The 16,721-nt window shown below is 72.1% G+C and carries 14 protein-coding genes and 1 pseudogene; 7 read left to right on the top strand and 8 right to left on the bottom strand.

Annotation, left to right across the window (positions count from 1 at the left end; translation table 11 throughout):
* Window position 1: 1 nt before the first annotated feature.
* Window positions 2–1,420: an RtcB family protein gene (locus VAB18032_RS16255; RefSeq protein WP_013733958.1), complete on the bottom strand. Its 1,419-nt coding sequence runs from the start codon at window positions 1,418–1,420 to the stop codon at window positions 2–4.
* Window positions 1,421–1,628: 208 nt separating this feature from the next.
* Here VAB18032_RS16255 and VAB18032_RS16260 point away from each other — a divergent pair, with 208 nt between their 5' ends.
* Both VAB18032_RS16260 and VAB18032_RS16265 read left to right on the top strand, forming a co-directional pair.
* Entirely contained in the window at window positions 1,629–2,132 is a 504-nt protein-coding gene (locus VAB18032_RS16260; RefSeq protein WP_013733959.1) for an anthrone oxygenase family protein, read from the top strand.
* A 97-nt stretch (window positions 2,133–2,229) separates the two neighbouring features.
* Window positions 2,230–3,189 carry a pentapeptide repeat-containing protein gene (locus VAB18032_RS16265; protein ID WP_013733960.1) on the top strand — a complete coding sequence of 320 codons (960 nt, stop codon included), beginning with the start codon at window positions 2,230–2,232 and terminating at the stop codon, window positions 3,187–3,189.
* 64 nt (window positions 3,190–3,253) lie between these two features.
* On the opposite strand, the gene rnhA is transcribed toward VAB18032_RS16265, so the two are convergent.
* From rnhA to VAB18032_RS16280, 3 genes are all read right to left on the bottom strand, one after another.
* Window positions 3,254–3,721 carry a ribonuclease HI gene (rnhA, locus tag VAB18032_RS16270; RefSeq protein WP_013733961.1) on the bottom strand — a complete coding sequence of 156 codons (468 nt, stop codon included), beginning with the start codon at window positions 3,719–3,721 and terminating at the stop codon, window positions 3,254–3,256.
* Between the two features lie 85 nt (window positions 3,722–3,806).
* Entirely contained in the window at window positions 3,807–5,054 is a 1,248-nt protein-coding gene (locus tag VAB18032_RS16275) for a lycopene cyclase family protein (RefSeq protein ID WP_043720982.1), read from the bottom strand.
* A gap of 288 nt (window positions 5,055–5,342) precedes the next feature.
* Window positions 5,343–5,927 carry a hypothetical protein gene (locus VAB18032_RS16280; RefSeq protein ID WP_013733963.1) on the bottom strand — a complete coding sequence of 195 codons (585 nt, stop codon included), beginning with the start codon at window positions 5,925–5,927 and terminating at the stop codon, window positions 5,343–5,345.
* A 1,088-nt stretch (window positions 5,928–7,015) separates the two neighbouring features.
* Between VAB18032_RS16280 and VAB18032_RS16285 the strand changes: the two genes are divergently transcribed.
* The 4 genes from VAB18032_RS16285 to VAB18032_RS16300 all read left to right on the top strand — a co-directional run bounded on the left by VAB18032_RS16285 (window position 7,016) and on the right by VAB18032_RS16300 (window position 9,450).
* Complete coding sequence (locus VAB18032_RS16285; protein WP_013733964.1) at window positions 7,016–7,477, top strand: hypothetical protein; 462 nt, start codon at window positions 7,016–7,018, stop codon at window positions 7,475–7,477.
* Between the two features lie 154 nt (window positions 7,478–7,631).
* Window positions 7,632–8,246: a class F sortase gene (locus VAB18032_RS16290; protein WP_013733965.1), complete on the top strand. Its 615-nt coding sequence runs from the start codon at window positions 7,632–7,634 to the stop codon at window positions 8,244–8,246.
* A 73-nt stretch (window positions 8,247–8,319) separates the two neighbouring features.
* Window positions 8,320–8,892 carry a histone H1 gene (locus VAB18032_RS16295; RefSeq protein ID WP_148272289.1) on the top strand — a complete coding sequence of 191 codons (573 nt, stop codon included), beginning with the start codon at window positions 8,320–8,322 and terminating at the stop codon, window positions 8,890–8,892.
* Window positions 8,893–9,030: 138 nt separating this feature from the next.
* Window positions 9,031–9,450 carry a YchJ family protein gene (locus VAB18032_RS16300; RefSeq protein WP_043720990.1) on the top strand — a complete coding sequence of 140 codons (420 nt, stop codon included), beginning with the start codon at window positions 9,031–9,033 and terminating at the stop codon, window positions 9,448–9,450.
* 52 nt (window positions 9,451–9,502) lie between these two features.
* Here the strand turns inward: VAB18032_RS16300 and VAB18032_RS16305 are convergent, their stop codons facing one another.
* The 4 genes and pseudogenes from VAB18032_RS16305 to VAB18032_RS16320 all read right to left on the bottom strand — a co-directional run bounded on the left by VAB18032_RS16305 (window position 9,503) and on the right by VAB18032_RS16320 (window position 14,847).
* Window positions 9,503–10,795 (bottom strand): MFS transporter, encoded by a 1,293-nt coding sequence (locus VAB18032_RS16305; protein ID WP_013733968.1) that lies wholly within the window; start codon window positions 10,793–10,795, stop codon window positions 9,503–9,505.
* A gap of 619 nt (window positions 10,796–11,414) precedes the next feature.
* Window positions 11,415–12,140, bottom strand: a pseudogene (locus VAB18032_RS32890) (membrane protein); the annotation flags it as partial.
* Between the two features lie 85 nt (window positions 12,141–12,225).
* Entirely contained in the window at window positions 12,226–13,116 is an 891-nt protein-coding gene (locus VAB18032_RS16315; RefSeq protein ID WP_013733970.1) for a hypothetical protein, read from the bottom strand.
* 48 nt (window positions 13,117–13,164) lie between these two features.
* Window positions 13,165–14,847, bottom strand: coding sequence for a serine/threonine-protein kinase (locus VAB18032_RS16320; RefSeq protein WP_013733971.1), 1,683 nt, complete (start codon window positions 14,845–14,847; stop codon window positions 13,165–13,167).
* A gap of 293 nt (window positions 14,848–15,140) precedes the next feature.
* Here VAB18032_RS16320 and VAB18032_RS16325 point away from each other — a divergent pair, with 293 nt between their 5' ends.
* Entirely contained in the window at window positions 15,141–16,715 is a 1,575-nt protein-coding gene (locus VAB18032_RS16325; protein WP_013733972.1) for an FMN-binding glutamate synthase family protein, read from the top strand.
* Window positions 16,716–16,721: the final 6 nt, after the last annotated feature.

A 16,721-nucleotide genomic window follows, 5' to 3' on the forward strand; every position in this document is an offset into this window, starting at 1 on the left:
CTCAGCCCTTGACCACGCCCAACGGCACCAGCCGGGCCACCTTGCGGCACAGCCCGGCGCCCTCGGCCGCCTCGACGACAGCCGAGACGTCCTTGTACGCCGCCGGCATCTCCTCGGCCAGGCCGCGCCGCGACGCCCCGCGTACCACGATGTCCCGGGCCTCCAGTTCGGCGCGGGGATCCCCGCCCGTGCCCGCCGCGACCGCCTGTTTGCGGCTGCGCACCCGCCCCGCGCCGTGGCAGGTGGAGGCGAAGGCGGGCGAGTTCGCCACCCCGGTCAGCACGTACGAGCCGGTGCCCATCGAGCCGGGAATGAGCACCGGCTGGCCGACATCCCGCAACTCCTCGGGCAGGTCGGGGTGGCCGGGCGGCAGGGCCCGGGTGGCGCCCTTGCGGTGGACGCACAACCGCCGCACCGCCCCGTCGACCGCATGCTCCTCGATCTTGGCGAGGTTGTGCGAGACGTCGTAGACCAGGTCGAGCCGCCGGCCCGTCTCCCGCTCGAAGATCCGGCTGGTCGCGTGGGCGAGCAGCTGCCGGTTGGCTCGCGCGTAGTTCGCTGCGGCGGCCATCGCACCCAGATACGCCCGACCGGCCGCCGAGGCGACCGGAGCACAGGCCAGCTGCCGGTCCGGCACCTGGATGCCGTGGCTGCCCATCACCTGTTCCATGGCGCGTACGTGATCGGTGCAGATCTGGTGGCCGAGCCCGCGCGAACCGCAGTGGATCATCACGCAGACCTGGTCGGGGCGCAGCCCGAACGCCTCGGCCACCGGTACGTCGTACACCTGGTCGACGGCCTGGACCTCCAGGAAGTGGTTACCGGAGCCGAGGCTGCCGACCTGGTGGGCGCCGCGCTCGATCGCCCGGTCGCTGACCTGTGCCGGGTCCGCGTCGTGCACCGCGCCGTAGTCCTCGCAGCGCAGCAGGTCCCGCTCGATCCCGAAGCCGCGCTGCACCGCGTACCGGGAGCCGCCGCGCAGCACCGCGTCCAGCTCGTCGCGGCCGGTGAGCTGCCACACCGCGCCGCTGCCCATACCGCGTGGGGTGGCCGCGCTCAGCGCGTCCATCACCGCCTCCAGCCGAGGCCGCAGCTCGTCGCGGTCCAGGTCGGCGGCGAGCAGCCGGACCCCGCAGGAGATGTCGAAGCCGACCCCGCCGGGCGAGACCACCCCGCCGACCGCGACGTCGGTGGCGGCCACCCCGCCGATCGGGAAGCCGTAGCCCCAGTGAAGGTCGGGCATGGCGTACGAGGCGCCGACGATGCCGGGCAGGGTGGCGACGTTTGCCACCTGCTCCAGCGACCGGTCGGCCACCGGATCGGGCAGCAACGCGCGGGACGCGAAGATCACCCCCGGGACCCGCATCGGATCACGCCGGTCGATCCGGAAACGGTACGGCGACTCCTCGACCAGCTCCACCCGCGGCGGCTACCCACGCTCGTGGTGCCTACACCTACCCGCGCATCAGGGCGGGGTACGCCCAGCGACGTGCCGGCCCGGCACCGTCGTACGCCGAAAGGCGACCCGGATCCGGGTCCGTGGACGGCAGGCGAGCACCGTCGGCGCACCTACCGTTGGCCGCGCACCAGATCGAGCGTGCCCGTCCGGGCACCGATGGGAGGATGCGATGCGCGGCAAACTCATCTGGCTCGCCCTCGTCGGCCTGACCTGGGCGGCCATGATGTCGTTCGGTGGAGTGGCAGCCGAGACGGTCATGCTCTACCCGAACATCTTCCACGACCCGCCGGCCTCGCTGGAGCGGGCCCGCGAGTTCCTCGCCGTCAGCGGCCCCAGCGACTACTTCCCCCCGCTGGGCGCCTCGGTGGTGCTGCTCAGCGTCGCCGCGACGGTGCTCAGCTGGCGTCAGCGCGGTCTGCGATGGTGGATCGCCGCCGCGACAGTGGTCTTCGTCGCCTGCGAGTTCCTGTTCTCAGTGGTCTTCTTCTGGCCCCGCAACGAGATCATGTTCGTCGATCCGGCCGGCACGCACTCACCGGAGTACCTGCGCCAGGTCGCCGACGAGTTCGTCGCCGGGCACTGGGTACGACTCGCCGGTGGGGCGGTGACCGCCGCGCTGTCCTTCACCGCGCTCCTCCGCTGGGCCCGTACCGACCAGCGACAGGTCCCCTGATCGACGCCGATGCCCGCGCCTCGACCCGTGGGCGGCCGGGCCGGCCCGGCGGGAACAATGAGTACCGACAGCGGATCAGCGAGAAGGGGCGGCCAACGTGTCGGAGATGACCGGAGCGGCCACGGCGGACCCGACCGCAGGCACGACCGGCCGCACCGGCGCAGAGCGGGCCGCAGCGGGGCGGGCCGGCGCAGGGCGGGCGGTTCCCGGCGTCGGGGCGGTGGAGGGTGGGCTGCGCGCCGACTGCGCCCGCTGCTTCGGCCTCTGCTGCGTCGCCCCCGCGTTCGCCGCGTCCGCCGACTTCGCGCACGACAAGCCCGCCGGCCAGCCGTGCCGCAACCTGCGTACCGACTTCGGCTGCGGCATCCACCCCGAGCTACGCGAGCGCGGCTTCGCCGGGTGTACCGTCTTCGACTGCTTCGGTGCCGGTCAGCGGGTGGCGCAGCAGACCTTCGGTGGCCGGGACTGGCGTAACGCGCCGGAGCACGCCAATCAGATGTTCGACGTCTTCGCGGTGATGCGTTCGCTGCACGAACTGCTCTGGTACCTGACCGAGGCACTGCGGTTGCGGCCACCGGCCGACCTGGCCGCGCAGCTGTCCGCCGCGCTGGCCGAGACCGATGCGGTGGCCGCCGGCAGCCCGCAGGATCTGCTCGCCCTCGACGTCGACGGGCACCGGGCGAAGCTCAACCTGCTGTTGTCGCGTACCGCCGAACTGGCCCGCACCCGCGGCGGCGCCGCCGGCGCCGACCACCGGGGTGCCGTGCTCGTCGGCCGGGACCTGCGCCGGGTCGACCTGCGTCAGGCGAACCTGCGCGGCGCGACGCTCATCGGGGCGGACCTGCGCGGCGCCGACCTGACCCGCGCCGACCTGACCGGTGCCGATCTGCGCGGGGCAGACCTGCGGGGCGCGGATCTGTCCGATGCTCTGTTCCTGCACCAGGCTCAGGTCGACGCGGCCCGTGGTGACCGGCAGACCCGCCTACCGGTCCGGCTCGGTCGGCCCGCCCACTGGTCGGCCCTGCCGCTGACCCCCCGCCGCACCCGACGACGCTGACCGCCCGCCGACACCGCGTCGGTGGCTACCGGTTCTCGGTCGCCTGGCGACGAGGGTGGCCCGTTCACACGGTGGCGGATCGCGCCTCGGTCATGCCCTGGTTGGCCAGGGCGTCGGCCCGCTCGTTCTCCGGATGTCCGTTGTGGCCCTTGACCCACAGCCAGGTCACCCGGTGCCGGGCGCAGGCCGCCTCCAACTGCTGCCACAGGTCGGCGTTCTTCACCGGCTGCCGGGCCGCGGTCAACCAGCCGTTACGTTTCCAGGACGCCAACCAACTGGTGATGCCGTTGCGCACGTAGGTGCTGTCGGTGTGCAACTCGACAGTGACCGGCCGGGTCAGGCTCTCCAGAGCCTTGATGGCGGCGGTCAGCTCCATCCGGTTGTTGGTCGTCGGGGTGGCCTCCCCACCGCAGATCTCCCGCTCGTGGGCGCCGTAGCGCAACACCGCGCCCCAGCCACCCGGGCCAGGGTTTCCGCTGCACGCGCCGTCGGTCCAGATCTGCACGACCCGACCGGCCGCCTCGTCCACCATGCCACCAAACCTACCGAAGCCACCTGCACCGACCGACGACCGGCCACGCGGTAGCGGCGCACGGACCCGCCCTCGATCAGCGGACTCAGGGATCCGAACCGACGACCGGCGGGGGCACCCGCCAGGCCGGCCGACGCGACGGTACGACCCGGTCGCGAAGCCGACCGGCGGCATCGCCCACGGCCGCCGCAGCCATCGGTACCAGCCGGGTCGAGTTCATCACCGCCAGATCCTCCGCCACGGTGGTGGCCCCGTCGAGGAAACGCAGCACCCGCGACGCCGGATTACGGTCGAACAACCGGGCGAAGAACGCGGGGCCGTCGACCAGGTCACGGTCCAGGGCCCGCAGCGCGACCGCGTCCATCCAGCGATGCCGAGGGGGGTACGCCGGACCCGGCACCGGTGGCCCGCCGGCGGCCAGTGCCCGGGCCACCTGGTCGGCCTGCCGGTACATGGCCGCGAAGGTGAAGCCGGTGGACGGGCGGGTCGCTCCGCCGGCGGTGCCGAGGCGTACCACCCGGGGTGACGGGCGGGCGACGAACGGCCCGTCGGTCATCGGGATGACCCCGTTCTCCACCTCGCCCACGGTGAACCGGGCCGGGTCCAGACCGAGCAGGTCGCAGTAGCCGCCGAGGGCACGGTCGTACGCCGCCCCGGTGAGCAGATGCGGTGAGAACTCGGTGTACTCGACCAACGCGTACCGGCTGCTGACCGGCAGCACGTACCCGAAGGACACCCCACGGGTCGGCTGCGGCGTACGGAAGTCCATCAACACGGCACGGGTCGGGTCGAACAACGGACGGTCCGCCGCCAGCCACCACCCGCGGAAATGCTGCAACCAGTTCGTCCGCCCGGGCCGCTCGGGTGGTCGGGGTCGGGAGTCCAGCACCCAGCCGGCCCGCAGCGCCGGCCCATCGGTGCCGCCCACCAGCACCCCGTCCCCATGATCGGTCACCGTGTCGGCACTGGCGACCACGCGGGTCACGCCCAGCAGTCGCTCCGCCTCGGCCGCCCGGTCGTAGATCGGTGACGACCGCAGCATCGCGTACCGCAGCGGAGCGACGTCGAGAACGCGCTGCCTCTCGGCGGTGACCACCTCGACCCGCGACCAACTCGCGCTGAGCAACTCGTCCAGGTCGTTTCCGGGCCGGTCCCAGAACGCCCAGGTCCGGTCCTGACCGCGCCGGTGCACCGGATCGACCACAGCAATACGCAGATCGCGCACGCCATGCCGGGCCAGGGCGGCGAGCACCAGCGACGCCGCCCCACCCCCACCGAGCAGGGCGAGGTCGACCTCCAACGGCACGGAACCCATCCGGCCACGCTGCCACATCCAGCGGGCCGTGCAGCAGGGGGCCCCTTTGGGCTCTGGGGTGATCGTGCCTTGTTGTGGGGTGGTTGCGGTGGAGGGTTGGGGCGACCGTGCCCGGCTTCGGGCGGTCAGGCTTGATCCCTACGCCGGGCACGGTCGCCCCAACCCGACCCGGTCGACCTTCGGTCCATCCCGTCGGACCCCGTGGGTGTTGTCGGGGTGGGTGGGTAGACGCCGTTTGGCCGGCACCCAGGTTCGGGTGCCGGCCACATGGTTTCTTGCTCCCCCTGTGGAGGAATGTCTTTGGGGTCAGCTGTTCCAGTACTTGGCGACCAGGTCAGCGGCCTGCTGCTCCCACTGGGCGTAGTGATCCGGGTACGCCGACACCTGCACCGTCTGCGCGGCCTTGGTCAACGGCATGTCCTGCCAACCGTCAACCTGCTTGAGGCCCTTCAGGAAGGCGGTGGTCGAGTACTCGGGGTCGGTGATCTGCTCCACCGTGCCCCAACCACTGGACGGACGCTGCTGAAACAAGCCCTGCGAGTCATGGTCGTTCCGGTCACCCAGGTGGCCCAGGTTCTCCAACTTCGACTCCTGCAACGCGGTAGCGATCGACACGACCGCGGCACGCTCATCCATGCCGGCCTTCTTCGTGGCGGCGATGATCGCCTTCGTGTTCGCCACCTGCTCATCGTTCAGATCGATACGCGACTGCGCACCCTGCACACCATGCGGGATCAACTTGCCCGCATCCGGCTTCTCAGCCTGCACCACGACGGGGGTGGTCCTCACCGGAGCGGCATCCGCGTGGGCGGCCACCGGACCGGCGAACACACCACCGGCGAAAGCCAGACCAGCAACACCCAGCACGCTCTTACGGAAGATCGAGTTCATCACCAAGCTCCATTCGGGGGTAGACACACACCACGGGGGACGGGTGCATGCAAACGCCGTCAGGCGCTCAAAAAGGGGGGGGGGGAGGTTCACCGGCTCACACGCGGGACCGGGACCCATCGCGGGGCCCCGGGGGGACACCTTCGCGGCGCCGGGACCATGTACAACGACCGACCACCCACCATCATTCCCGGGGGCCGGGCCAACCACGAAGCCATCTGGCCTGCTCCGGGGGGGCCTCCATCAGCCGGTCAGACATGCACAACGACCCGCCGGCCACCACCATTCCCCGGATGCCCTCACGCCGGACCGGACATGCCACGCAGCAACGCCCCCACAGCCCCAAACCGGACCTGCCGTGAACCGCTCATTTGACTCCACACCACGGGCCCACCCTCAAACGCCGCACGGACTGGTCTTCCAGGGCAGGGGCTTGGGGCCGGCAGCGCACGGCCGGGCAAGCCGTCATAGCCAGGATCGCCAAGGCCGGACATTCGACTCATCATGCGGCAGACGCAGAAGTCCACACAGTCATCGCGCGGCATGGCCTGGCGGGACCATCGCCGTTACGCCGAAACGGCGGGATCCGGGGCGGCGGGAAACCGCCATCCCGGCGTAACGGATTCGATCACCGCGACGAACGTGAGCGGATCGCGGATGTAGGCGGACACAACGGACATTCGGCGATGCAGGCGCAGGCCAGCGGGGTGCCTTAGGCCGCGCCGAACGGGCGCGAGGCCCTCGGGGACAGGGCGGGGCGGGCGGCGCGAGCGGACCTGGGGACGAACGGGCGCGGGGCCGAAATGAGGCAGGGGTGGATTCACTGTCAGAGGGCCGGCGGGTCCGGGGGCAGGAATCGGCGGGGCAGGCGCATGCGGGGCAGGCGAGGGGGTGTGTCCGGGGCGGCGAGCGGAGGACATGGGACGTTAACGGGGATTTCTCATTTTCATCGGATCGGGGGGCAAGGCCCCCTAGTGTTGGGCACACCGGTGCTAGTCGCGGAGTTGGCCACCCGAGCAGCGTCCTACGTAGTCAGCGGACGAAAAGTGAGGGAAGCGCGTATGAAGGCAACCAATGTTCTCGTACCAGTGGCGGGGGGTATCGCTCTCGGGGCGCTGCTGCTGCCGGGCACCGCACTGGCCGACACCACCGTGTCGCCGTCGACCACCCCGGTCGGGGGGACCGTCGTGCTCACTGCGACCAACTGCAACCCGAACTCCGGCGATGCGATCTTCCACGTCACCGGACCGGACCGTGACCAGAATGTCCGGTCCACCACCGCAGCGGCCGGCGGCGGATTGAGCGCCGAACTGTTCACCGCCGGTTTCACCCTGGGGACGTACACCGTGGCTGCCACCTGCGGCGACGGTACGGCCGACGGTAGCGCGACCTTCACGGTCACCCCGATCGGCGGCGCGCAGGCCGGCGGTCGGGCCGACACCGGCGGCGGGACCATGGCCGCTGGGGCGACTCTGCTCGTCACCTCGCTCGGCGGCGCGGTCATCCTGGCCCGACGCCGTCGCCACGCAACCGAGGCCGCGACGCTCTGAGCGATCAGACTCCGACGACGGGTGCCCGCGCCGCAAGCCCGGCACGGGCACCCGTCCGCGTCTGCCTGCACCGGCGACGCATGGCCGAGCACCGGCCCGCCGGCGGCGATGAGCAGTACCGCCAGGGCAGGCCGATCACAGGAGGTACGAGACAATGCGGGGACATCGGCTCGGTCGCCTCCTGGTGACGTTGTCCGCAGTGGCGGGGCTGGCGCTGGTCGGAGCCGGTGTGGCGCGGTTGCCGCCCCGGCCGCCGCAGCCCGACGTCGCCGGTGTGCCGCCCCGGGCGGTGACGGCGCCGAGTCTGTCGCCGTTGCCGCGCGCCGACCCCGTCGAGGTCCGGATATCCCGCATCGGCGTACGCGCGCCACTGATTGCGGTCGCTGCCGACCCGGCCGGGGCGTTGGAGGTGCCCCCGCTGGACCGACCCGGCGTGGCCGGTTGGTACTCCCCCGGTGTCAGCCCCGGTGAGATCGGCAACGCGGTGCTGGTGGGCCATGTCGATTCTCCGGTCGGGCCGGCTGTCTTCTTCGACCTGGGACGGTTGCGTCCCGGCGACACCGTCCACATCGCCCGGGCCGACGCCACCGTGGTCCGCTTCGCCGTCGACGGTGTCGTGGCGTACCCGAAGGACGGTTTTCCCACCGACCTGGTGTACGGCCCGGGCGCCGTCGCCGGGCTGCGCCTGATCACCTGCGGCGGCCGGTTCGACCAGGACAGCGGCGAGTATGTCGACAACGTGATCGTGTTCGCGACCCGCACGGCGTGAGGCGCTACGGCGCGTTTGACCGGCCCGGTGTCGGGAAGACCGTGCGTCCACGGCAGATCCCGAGGAGCGACGAATGGCGGACGCAGGACGAGCCAGGAAGCACACCACAGCGCGTAAGGTTCCACCGCCGGCCAAGGTGGCGGCGAAGAAGGTGGCGACGGCGACGAAGCGGGCCACCGGAGCCACGGCCGCGAAGTCCCCGGGCGGGAAGCCGACGCCGACGACCCCGCGCACCGCCCGCAAGAAGGCGGTCTCCGCCACGGCCACGCCGACCCGTCGGCCCACCGCCAAGGCGACGGCGGCGAAGAAGACCACCACCCCGAAGACCGGCAACGCCGCGAAGACGGCAACGGCGGTCAAGAAGGCAACGGCGGTCGCCAAGAAGACCTCGACAGCCACCCGGGCGACGGCCAAGAAGACCTCGACAGCCACGCGCGCGACAGCGAAGAAGGCACCGGCCGGTAAGGCCACCGGCGCGACGGCACCGGCGCAGAAGACGACCACGAAAAAGGCGGCGACGCGCAAGAGCACGGCCTCCCAGGCGGCGGCGTCCCGGTCCCGTACGGCGAGCACGACCCCGGCGAAGAAGGCCACGACGATGGAGTCGTTCGGCAGTCGGCGCGGCGCGCGTACCAGGTCGCGCTGACCGAGGGCCCTCGGGACCCGCGCGTACGAGACTGCGGTGCGCGCAATCGGCATGATCCGGCCTGCGCACGAGCCGGCGTTGCCCGACGACCTACCCCCGGCGTGGCCTGCTGGGGCGGGCGCGGCGAGGATGGCGTGCATGGCCAGACGAGACAGCAGACAGCCGCGACGGGCCGTGACGGTGGGAGTGTGCCCGTGCGGGACGGGTCTGCCGTACGGGGACTGTTGTGGGCGGTTGCATTCCGGTGAGGCGCAGGCGCCGACGGCCGAGGCGCTGATGCGTTCTCGGTACGCCGCCTTCGCCGTCGGCGACCCGGACTATCTGCTGCACAGCTGGCACAGCAGCACCCGGCCGGCGCGGCTGCGCCTCGATCCCGGCCAGCGGTGGACCGGCCTCGAGGTCGTCGCCACCGAGCAGGGCGGGTTGTTCGACAGCACCGGCACCGTCCAGTTCCGCGCCCACTACCGCGACGGTACCGGTGCCGGCTCGATGACCGAACGCAGCCGCTTCGTCCGTGAGGACGGCCGCTGGGTCTACCTGGACGTCGACCGGCCCTGACCACCCACACCGTCACACCACGCTCGACGTCGACGCCTCGACAGCCGCACTCTCAGACCACGCTCGATGCCAACGCCTCCGGTCGTGATCGACGGGACGTGGGCCGGCCACCGCGAAGCATCAGCAGGGCGATCAGCGCGTACGGCAGGGCGGCGAGCGCGAAGGCCACACCGTTGCCGCTTGCGGTGGCGACCACACCGAACCCGATGTACACGGCGATGGTGATCAGCTCGGTGGCCATGCCGGCCAACGAGGTGATGGTGGCCCGTCGGGTGCCGCTGATCCGCGCCTGCAATCGCGCGTCGGCCAGCACCGAGGCGAGCTGGAATCCGCAGAACGCCCCTGCCAGCAGCACGAAGCCGGCCGGGTGCCGCAGCAGTGCCCCGCTGGCCAGGGCTGCCGCCGACCCGGCCAGCAGCAGGGCGTACCCGCGCACGCGTAGCCGCTCGCCGGCCGGGGCGAGCAGGCCGCCGAGCACCTGTCCGACCGCGAGGAGCAGAAGCAGCAGCGGCACCGTGGTCAGGGCGACGCCGGTGTCGCGGGCCAGCAGCGGGGTGTACTCCTCCAGCGCACCCCAGGTCGCCGTCACCACCGCGACCAGCAGCACCCCGGCGCGTACCCGCCGATCCCGGCGGGCCTCGGCCAGGCCGCCGCGCAGTCCCTGCCACCAGCCGGGCTCGTCGGCCGGATCGGCCGGATCGCGGTGCTGCGTCGGCGCGACCGGGGCAGCCGGGGCAGCCGGGGCAGCGACGATGAGGGTGTCTGTGGCCGTGGCCCGGTGCTCGGGGAAGCGGGTGGCCACGGCGGCGGCGAGCAGGCAGGCCGCGACGCTGGCCAGGCCGACGGCGGGATAGCCGCCGTACCCGAGCACCGGCCCGGCCAGCACGATCGACGCGAGTACGCCGACGGTGCCGGCGGTGCGGGCCCGGCCGATGGTGCGGGCGTAGCGCTGGGCGAGACCGAGGTGATCGAGTTCGTCGAAGACCAGCGCTTCGAGCGCCCCGGAGGCGAGCGCACCACCGGCACCCCAGAGCACGAACCCGAGCGCGAACGCCGGATAGGACGGCACGAACGTCCACAGCGCGAACCCGGCGGCGGTGCACAGCGGCGCGAGGCAGAGCAGCAGACGCCGGGAGGTGGCGTCGGCCCACGCGCCGGAGGGCACGTCCAGCGCGATGCCGGCCACCGACCAGATCACGAACAGCGAGGAGATCTGCCCGACCGACAGGCCGCTGTCGGCGAACAGCAGGGCGTACACCGGATAGAGCAGGACCAGGTCGGTGAGGAACGCGTACGCGTAGAGGGTGGTCGCCAGACGGCGACCCCCGGCGATGGTGAGGATCATGAGGCCTTCCGGGTGGGACGGGATGACGGACGCCGGTGTTGCAGCGTCCGCAGGCGGCCCACGGCCTCGGTTCAGGCATCAATGTCGCCAGTGCATGGCGGCGATGGTAGCCGGTGGGGCGATTTGTCGCTGCCCCACCGGCGATGCGGAACGGGGCCGCGAACAGCCCCGTTCCGCATCCGCCTCAGCGGCGTGGCTCGTCGTCGCGCCGGGGTAGGACGATTGTCGACTCGCTGTCGTCGGCGGTGCGTTGGGTCGGCACCTCGGGCGCCGATGTGGTGACCTGGGTGGTTTCCGGGTCGTCGTCCTGGCGGGGCAGCGTCGTCGTCGGGTCGCTGTCGATGCCGGCGGTGTCGACGATCTGGGTGGCCTCCGGGTCGTCTCGGCGGGGCAGCGCAGTCGTGTCGTCGTTGCTGCCGGGGGCGGTGACGATCTGGGTGGCCTCGGGGTCGTCGTAGCCGAGACGGTCACCGAAGGACCCGGCGGAGGTGCTCGCGGTCGGAGCGGTGAAGGTCGGCTCGGCCGGTACGTCGACGGCGGGAGTGGTCGGCCCGGTGGGGGTGGTCGGCCCGGCAAAGCTCGTCGACTCGGTGACGATGCCGGCGGCAGGGGCGACGGGTTCGGCCGGGCGCTGCTGGGCGTCGCGGCGGGTGGCGGAGTAGGCGCGGGCATGCTCGGTGATGGTCCGCGTCTCCTGCTCTGCGCGGGACAGCCAGGACTCCCAGCGGCTCTGCATGGGCCGCACCAGCCCGCCGCCGACCCCGACGACCAGGATGCCGCCGACGGTGGCGAGCACGGCGATCAGCACCGGAGTGGTCACGGCGGTGGCGATCCCGATCTGGTTGAGGGCGGCGATGATGCCCAGACCGAGGATGAACACCGAGGCGATGGTGGCCAGCAGCCGGCCGTACGACAGGCCACCGAGCGCCCCCGAGATGATGTCCTTCACCGCGCTGGCGATCGCCGCGGCGACGACCACGATGACGATCGCGACGAAGGCCCGCGGCAGCCAGGCGATCACTCCGGCGATCAGGTCGGAGATCGGGTTCGGGCCCCAGATGCCGAAGGCGAGGTAGAGGGTGAGCAGCAGGACACCGTAGTAGGCCAGCCGGGCGACGATGTCGCTGGCGTCGTACCGGGAGTTGGCCAGCGCCCGGCGGATGCCGCCACGCTCGACGGCGCGGTCGAAGCCGACGCGTTCGAGCAGCCGGTCCGCGAGCTTCAGTACGGCCTTGGCGATCAGCCAACCGGCCACCAGGATCGCCACGAAGGCGACGGCTCGGGGTAGGAAGAGCAGTATCGAGCGGAGGGTCTCCCCCACCGCGTCACCGAAGTTGTCTCGCATCGGATGGTCCTCCACAGGGGGCGGGTGATACGTCCGGCCCGACCTACCCGGGTGACCAGCGCGAGAAACGTCGGTAGCGTCCGGCTCAGCCCGGACAGGCGTACGCGACCTCGGTGACCGCCTGCGCGGATGACGGCGAAACGATGTTCACAGTGGCCGTCTCGGTGGTGCTGCCAACTCCGCTGAACGACCACCGTAGGGTCAACTCGACCGTCCGCTGCCCCGGGCCGACCCGCTCGCGCAGCAGTGCACCCGGTGCGCTCCCGGAGCGCAGCCACTGGTACTCGATGGTGCCCGCACGGCCGTTCGTGTGCACCGTGGCGACCACGTCCACCGTGACGTCGCACCGCGCGCCGGCCGGCCGGGGCACGACGATGCTCACCTCACCGATCTCCAGCGGGTCGAGCCGCTGCCAGATCCAGAGCCCGACGGCGGCGATCAGGGCGAGGGTGAGCAGGGTGGACAGCACCGACACCAGCCGGCGCCAGGCGGACCGGGGACGCGGCGCAGGCACCGGGGTCGGCCATGCGGGTGCCGGCGGCGGACCGGCCGGCACACCAGGCCCGAACCGCAGCTCACCGCCGGGATCGGTGATCGGAGCCGCGAACGCGCCGCCCCCAGGCTGCGCGCCGGTCGTGCGTACCGTGTCGAATGCGACCTGGGCCGCCGTGGCCTGACCCGGATGGGTCACGGCGTACGCGCCGGTGGCGGTCGGGGCGTACGTTGTCATGCCGGCCGGGGCGAGGGACACGGTGAGGTCTCCGTCGGTGGCACCGAGGTTCGGGGCCATCCGGCGCACGGTCTGGTCCAGCGACACCGTCGGTTCACCACCACCCAACGACACCGTCGGTTCACCGCCATGCAGCGACACCGTCGGTTCCTCCGTCGATACCGACGGGGTGCGGGGGTGCGCGGGCGGGGCCGGCGGCATCTGCTGGGTCGGTAGCGCCTGGGTCACGTCGTCGGGCTGGGTCACGGCTGGGTCTCCCACGTCGTCGTCGGCCTGGTAGGTGGGTACGCCCGGTCAGCCCGGCGTGCAGAAGGGATAGAGGGTGACGTACACCGTCTGACTGGTGGCGGTGTTGCCGGCGGCGTCCGTCGCGACGACCGTCACCGGGATCCGGGTGGTGGACCTGGGCTGGGGCAGATCGCCCAGCACGCCCCGGAACTGGCCGCTTTTCAGCAGGCTCAGGCTCCGCTCGTGCGACTGCTGCCCGATCGTGTAGCGGAAGTGGACCCGCAGGTCGACCGAGGCCGAGTGGTCGTCATCGACGATGGCGGTGACGGTGCTCGTGGTGGGTCCGAAGGGACAGCCGACCGGATCCAGTTCGGTGGGGCTCACCGAGACCCGGCCGATCGTGGGCGCGGCGTCCGATGGTGGCGCGGGGCTGGTGCTGGTCGACGGAGTCGGGGCCACGGTGGACGGTGCGGGGCTGTCGCTGGGCGTCGGCGAGGTGCTGGGTCCGGCTGCGGCGGTGGTGCCGCCGGTCGTCGGGGCCGCAGGTGTGAGGGTGGGGGTGCCAGACACGTCGGGCGTGGACGTGAGGGTCGGAGCAGGTGTGAGCACGGCGCCGACTGTCGCGGCCGGGTCGACGGTCAGGTCCGTCCTCGCCTCGGCCGCCGCACCGGTCGGTACCGGCGGCTCGTCCTGCGCCGCGTAGCCGAGCCCGACGCCGCCGACCAGCAGCGCCGTCACCAACCCGCCACCGACCAGCGCTGCCCGGGCCCGGCCGGTGCGGCGCGGTGCCGGCCGCTCGCCGGTGCCGTCCCCGCCCGGCGGTGCGCCGGACGCGCCGAGCGCGGTGCTGGCCACGCTGACGGTGCCGCCGCTGCCGTCCGGGAACGGGAAGAGGGCGGCCAGCAGCGCGGCCCGCCGGCCCAGTTCCCGCAGGCCGCGTTCCTCCCAGTCCGCTCCGTACGCCCCGACGGCCGCCCGTTCGAGCTCGGCGAGGAAGACCTGCGCGGGCTGCGGCCGGTCAGCGGGACGCTTGGCCATGCCGTGCCGCAGCAGCCCGTGCATCGGGCGCGGGGCCGGGTCGGTCGGGATCGACCCGCGAACGTGCTGCTGTCGCAGGGTGGCCAGGTCCCGTCCGTCGTACGGGGGGTGGCCGGTGAGGCACTCGAAGAAGGTGGCGGTCGCGGCGTAGATGTCGCACGCCGGGCTGGCGGGGGCGCCGGTCCACTGTTCGGGGGCCATGTAACGGGGTGTGCCGGTGACGCTGCCGCCGGAGTCGGCGCCGACCGGCATGGCGATCCCGAAGTCGGCGAGTTTGCTCGCGCCCTCGGCGGAGATGAGCACGTTCTCCGGCTTGTAGTCGCGGTGCACCACCCCACGGGCGTGGGCGGCGGCCAGCCCGGCCAGCGAGCCCTTGAGTACGCAGAGCGCAGACTCCGGTGTGGTCGGCCCCTGGGCACGCAGCATCTGGCGCAGCGACACCCCGTTCACCAGTTCCATCACGATCGCCGCCCCATCGGGCGCCTCGACATACTCGTAGAGGCGACAGACGTACGGGTCGTCGATGTCGGACAGCAGCTGGGCCTCGGTCCGGAAGGCAGCCCGAAACAGGTCGTCGTGGAGCCGGCCGGTCAGGTACTTGATCGCCACTGGGGTGCCGGTGGCGTCGTGGACGGCGAGGTCGACACTGCCGGACGCACCGGCACCGAGCCGGCGGACCGAGGTGTAACCGGAAACCTGCCATCCGATCATGTCGCCGCTCCCCGTGCTCCGCACAGCTGGACGGTGTTCCTGGATACGGTGATCATTATCGTCACCACGTTCGTCGGGGCCATCCGTCCCTCAGGTGCCGTCCGCCGCCGGCCGGTTGGTGTTTCGTGCGACGGGGACGGTGGACGGCGGGCGGCGCCGCCGGGCACCGAGCCCGGTGCGTGATGGTCGGTCGCGGACACACCGCCACAGGTAGCACCCTCGGTCAATGCGTCGTCGCCGTTGACCGGCCGGCGAGACGTTTGACCTGGCACGGTGGCGGAAAGAGTGGCCAGATGAGATGGGCCCGCCACGCCGTACCCGCAGCCGTCGCCGCGCTCGCCGCCGTCGCCACCCGCGACCTGCTGCAACGCGAACACGCGTTACGACGCAACTTCCCCCTGCTGGGCCGGGCCCGCTACCTGCTCGAGGCGATCGGGCCGGAACTGCGGCAGTACATCGTGGCCGGCAACAACGAGGAACGCCCGTTCACCCGCGACCAGCGCCGCTGGGTGTACGCCTCGGCCAAGCAGCAGAACAACTACTTCGGCTTCGGCACCGACAACGACATCGAGTTCACCCCCGGCTACCCGGTGATCAAGCACCGTACGTTCGGTCGGGCGGTGCCGGCGTCCACGCCGACGGTCGGGCACGAGGTGCGGCTGCCGTGCGCCAAGGTGCTCGGCGCGGCCCGGGGACGCGCCCGCGCGTTCCGACCGGAGTCGGTGGTGAATCTGTCCGGGATGAGCTTCGGCTCGCTGTCCGGGCCGGCGGTCGAGGCGTTGAACCGGGGCGCGGCGATCGCCGGGTGCCTGCACAACACCGGCGAGGGTGGGCTGTCGCCGTACCACCGGCACGGCGGTGAGCTGATCTTCCAGCTCGGCACGGCGTACTTCGGTTGTCGTGACGACCGGGGCCGGTTCGACCTGGCCCGGCTCAAGGACGTGGTGGCCGGCGCGCCGGTACGGGCCCTGGAGATCAAGCTCAGTCAGGGTGCCAAGCCCAGCCTGGGCGGGCTGCTGCCGGCGGCAAAGGTGTCGGCGGAGATCGCCGCGACCCGGGGCATCCCGGTCGGGCGGGACTGTGTGAGTCCGTCCCGGCACGCCGAGTTCTCCGACTGCGACAGCCTGCTCGACTGGGTGGAGTTGCTGGCGGCCGAGACCGGCCTGCCGGTCGGCATCAAGTCCGCCGTCGGTGACCTCGACTTCTGGACCGAACTGACCGACCTGATGCGCGACACCGGCCGGGGCGTCGACTTCGTCACCGTCGACGGCGGCGAGGGCGGCACCGGCGCCGCGCCACTGATCTTCACCGACTCCGTGTCGCTGCCGTTCCAGCAGGGCTTCACCCGGGTCTACACCACGTTCGCCGAGCGTGACCTGCACGAGCAGGTGGTTTTCGTCGGCTCCGGCAAGCTGGGCCTGCCCGACAACGCGACTGTCGCCTTCGCGCTCGGTTGCGACATGGTGGCCGTCGGTCGGGAGGCGATGCTGGCGATCGGCTGCATCCAGGCCCAGAAGTGCCACGCCGACAGCTGCCCGACCGGGGTGGCCACCCAGAACGCCTGGCTGACCCGGGGTCTGGACCCGGCATCGAAGGCGGTCCGCGCCGCGCACTACGTCAAGACGCTGCGGCGGGACCTGCTGAAGGTCGCCGAGGCGTGCGGTGTCGAACATCCCGGCCTGATCGACACCGACGCCGTGGAGATCCTCGGCGGCCGGACCACCTCCACCCCACTGCGCGAGGTGTACGGGTACCGCCCGGATTGGGGACTGCCGTCCGCGGCCGACCGCGCCGCCATCGCGGAACTGATGTCGCAGGAATCGCCGCAGGGCGGCAGCGCCACCCCGTCCCCGACCGCGCAGACCTGACCCGGC

This window comes from Micromonospora maris AB-18-032, assembly GCF_000204155.1.
In the GTDB taxonomy this organism is placed as follows: domain Bacteria; phylum Actinomycetota; class Actinomycetes; order Mycobacteriales; family Micromonosporaceae; genus Micromonospora; species Micromonospora gifhornensis.

What these genes read in the sequence shown, in the direction of transcription:
- VAB18032_RS16260 (WP_013733959.1), top strand. Translation starts at nt 1,629, where the DNA reads ATGCGCGGCAAACTCATCTGGCTCGCCCTCGTCGGCCTGACCTGGGCG.
- rnhA (WP_013733961.1), bottom strand. Translation starts at nt 3,721, where the DNA reads ATGGTGGACGAGGCGGCCGGTCGGGTCGTGCAGATCTGGACCGACGGC.
- VAB18032_RS16275 (WP_043720982.1), bottom strand. Translation starts at nt 5,054, where the DNA reads ATGTGGCAGCGTGGCCGGATGGGTTCCGTGCCGTTGGAGGTCGACCTC.
- VAB18032_RS16280 (WP_013733963.1), bottom strand. Translation starts at nt 5,927, where the DNA reads ATGAACTCGATCTTCCGTAAGAGCGTGCTGGGTGTTGCTGGTCTGGCT.
- VAB18032_RS16290 (WP_013733965.1), top strand. Translation starts at nt 7,632, where the DNA reads ATGCGGGGACATCGGCTCGGTCGCCTCCTGGTGACGTTGTCCGCAGTG.
- VAB18032_RS16295 (WP_148272289.1), top strand. Translation starts at nt 8,320, where the DNA reads ATGGCGGACGCAGGACGAGCCAGGAAGCACACCACAGCGCGTAAGGTT.
- VAB18032_RS16300 (WP_043720990.1), top strand. Translation starts at nt 9,031, where the DNA reads ATGGCCAGACGAGACAGCAGACAGCCGCGACGGGCCGTGACGGTGGGA.
- VAB18032_RS16305 (WP_013733968.1), bottom strand. Translation starts at nt 10,795, where the DNA reads ATGATCCTCACCATCGCCGGGGGTCGCCGTCTGGCGACCACCCTCTAC.
- VAB18032_RS16320 (WP_013733971.1), bottom strand. Translation starts at nt 14,847, where the DNA reads ATGATCGGATGGCAGGTTTCCGGTTACACCTCGGTCCGCCGGCTCGGT.
- VAB18032_RS16325 (WP_013733972.1), top strand. Translation starts at nt 15,141, where the DNA reads ATGAGATGGGCCCGCCACGCCGTACCCGCAGCCGTCGCCGCGCTCGCC.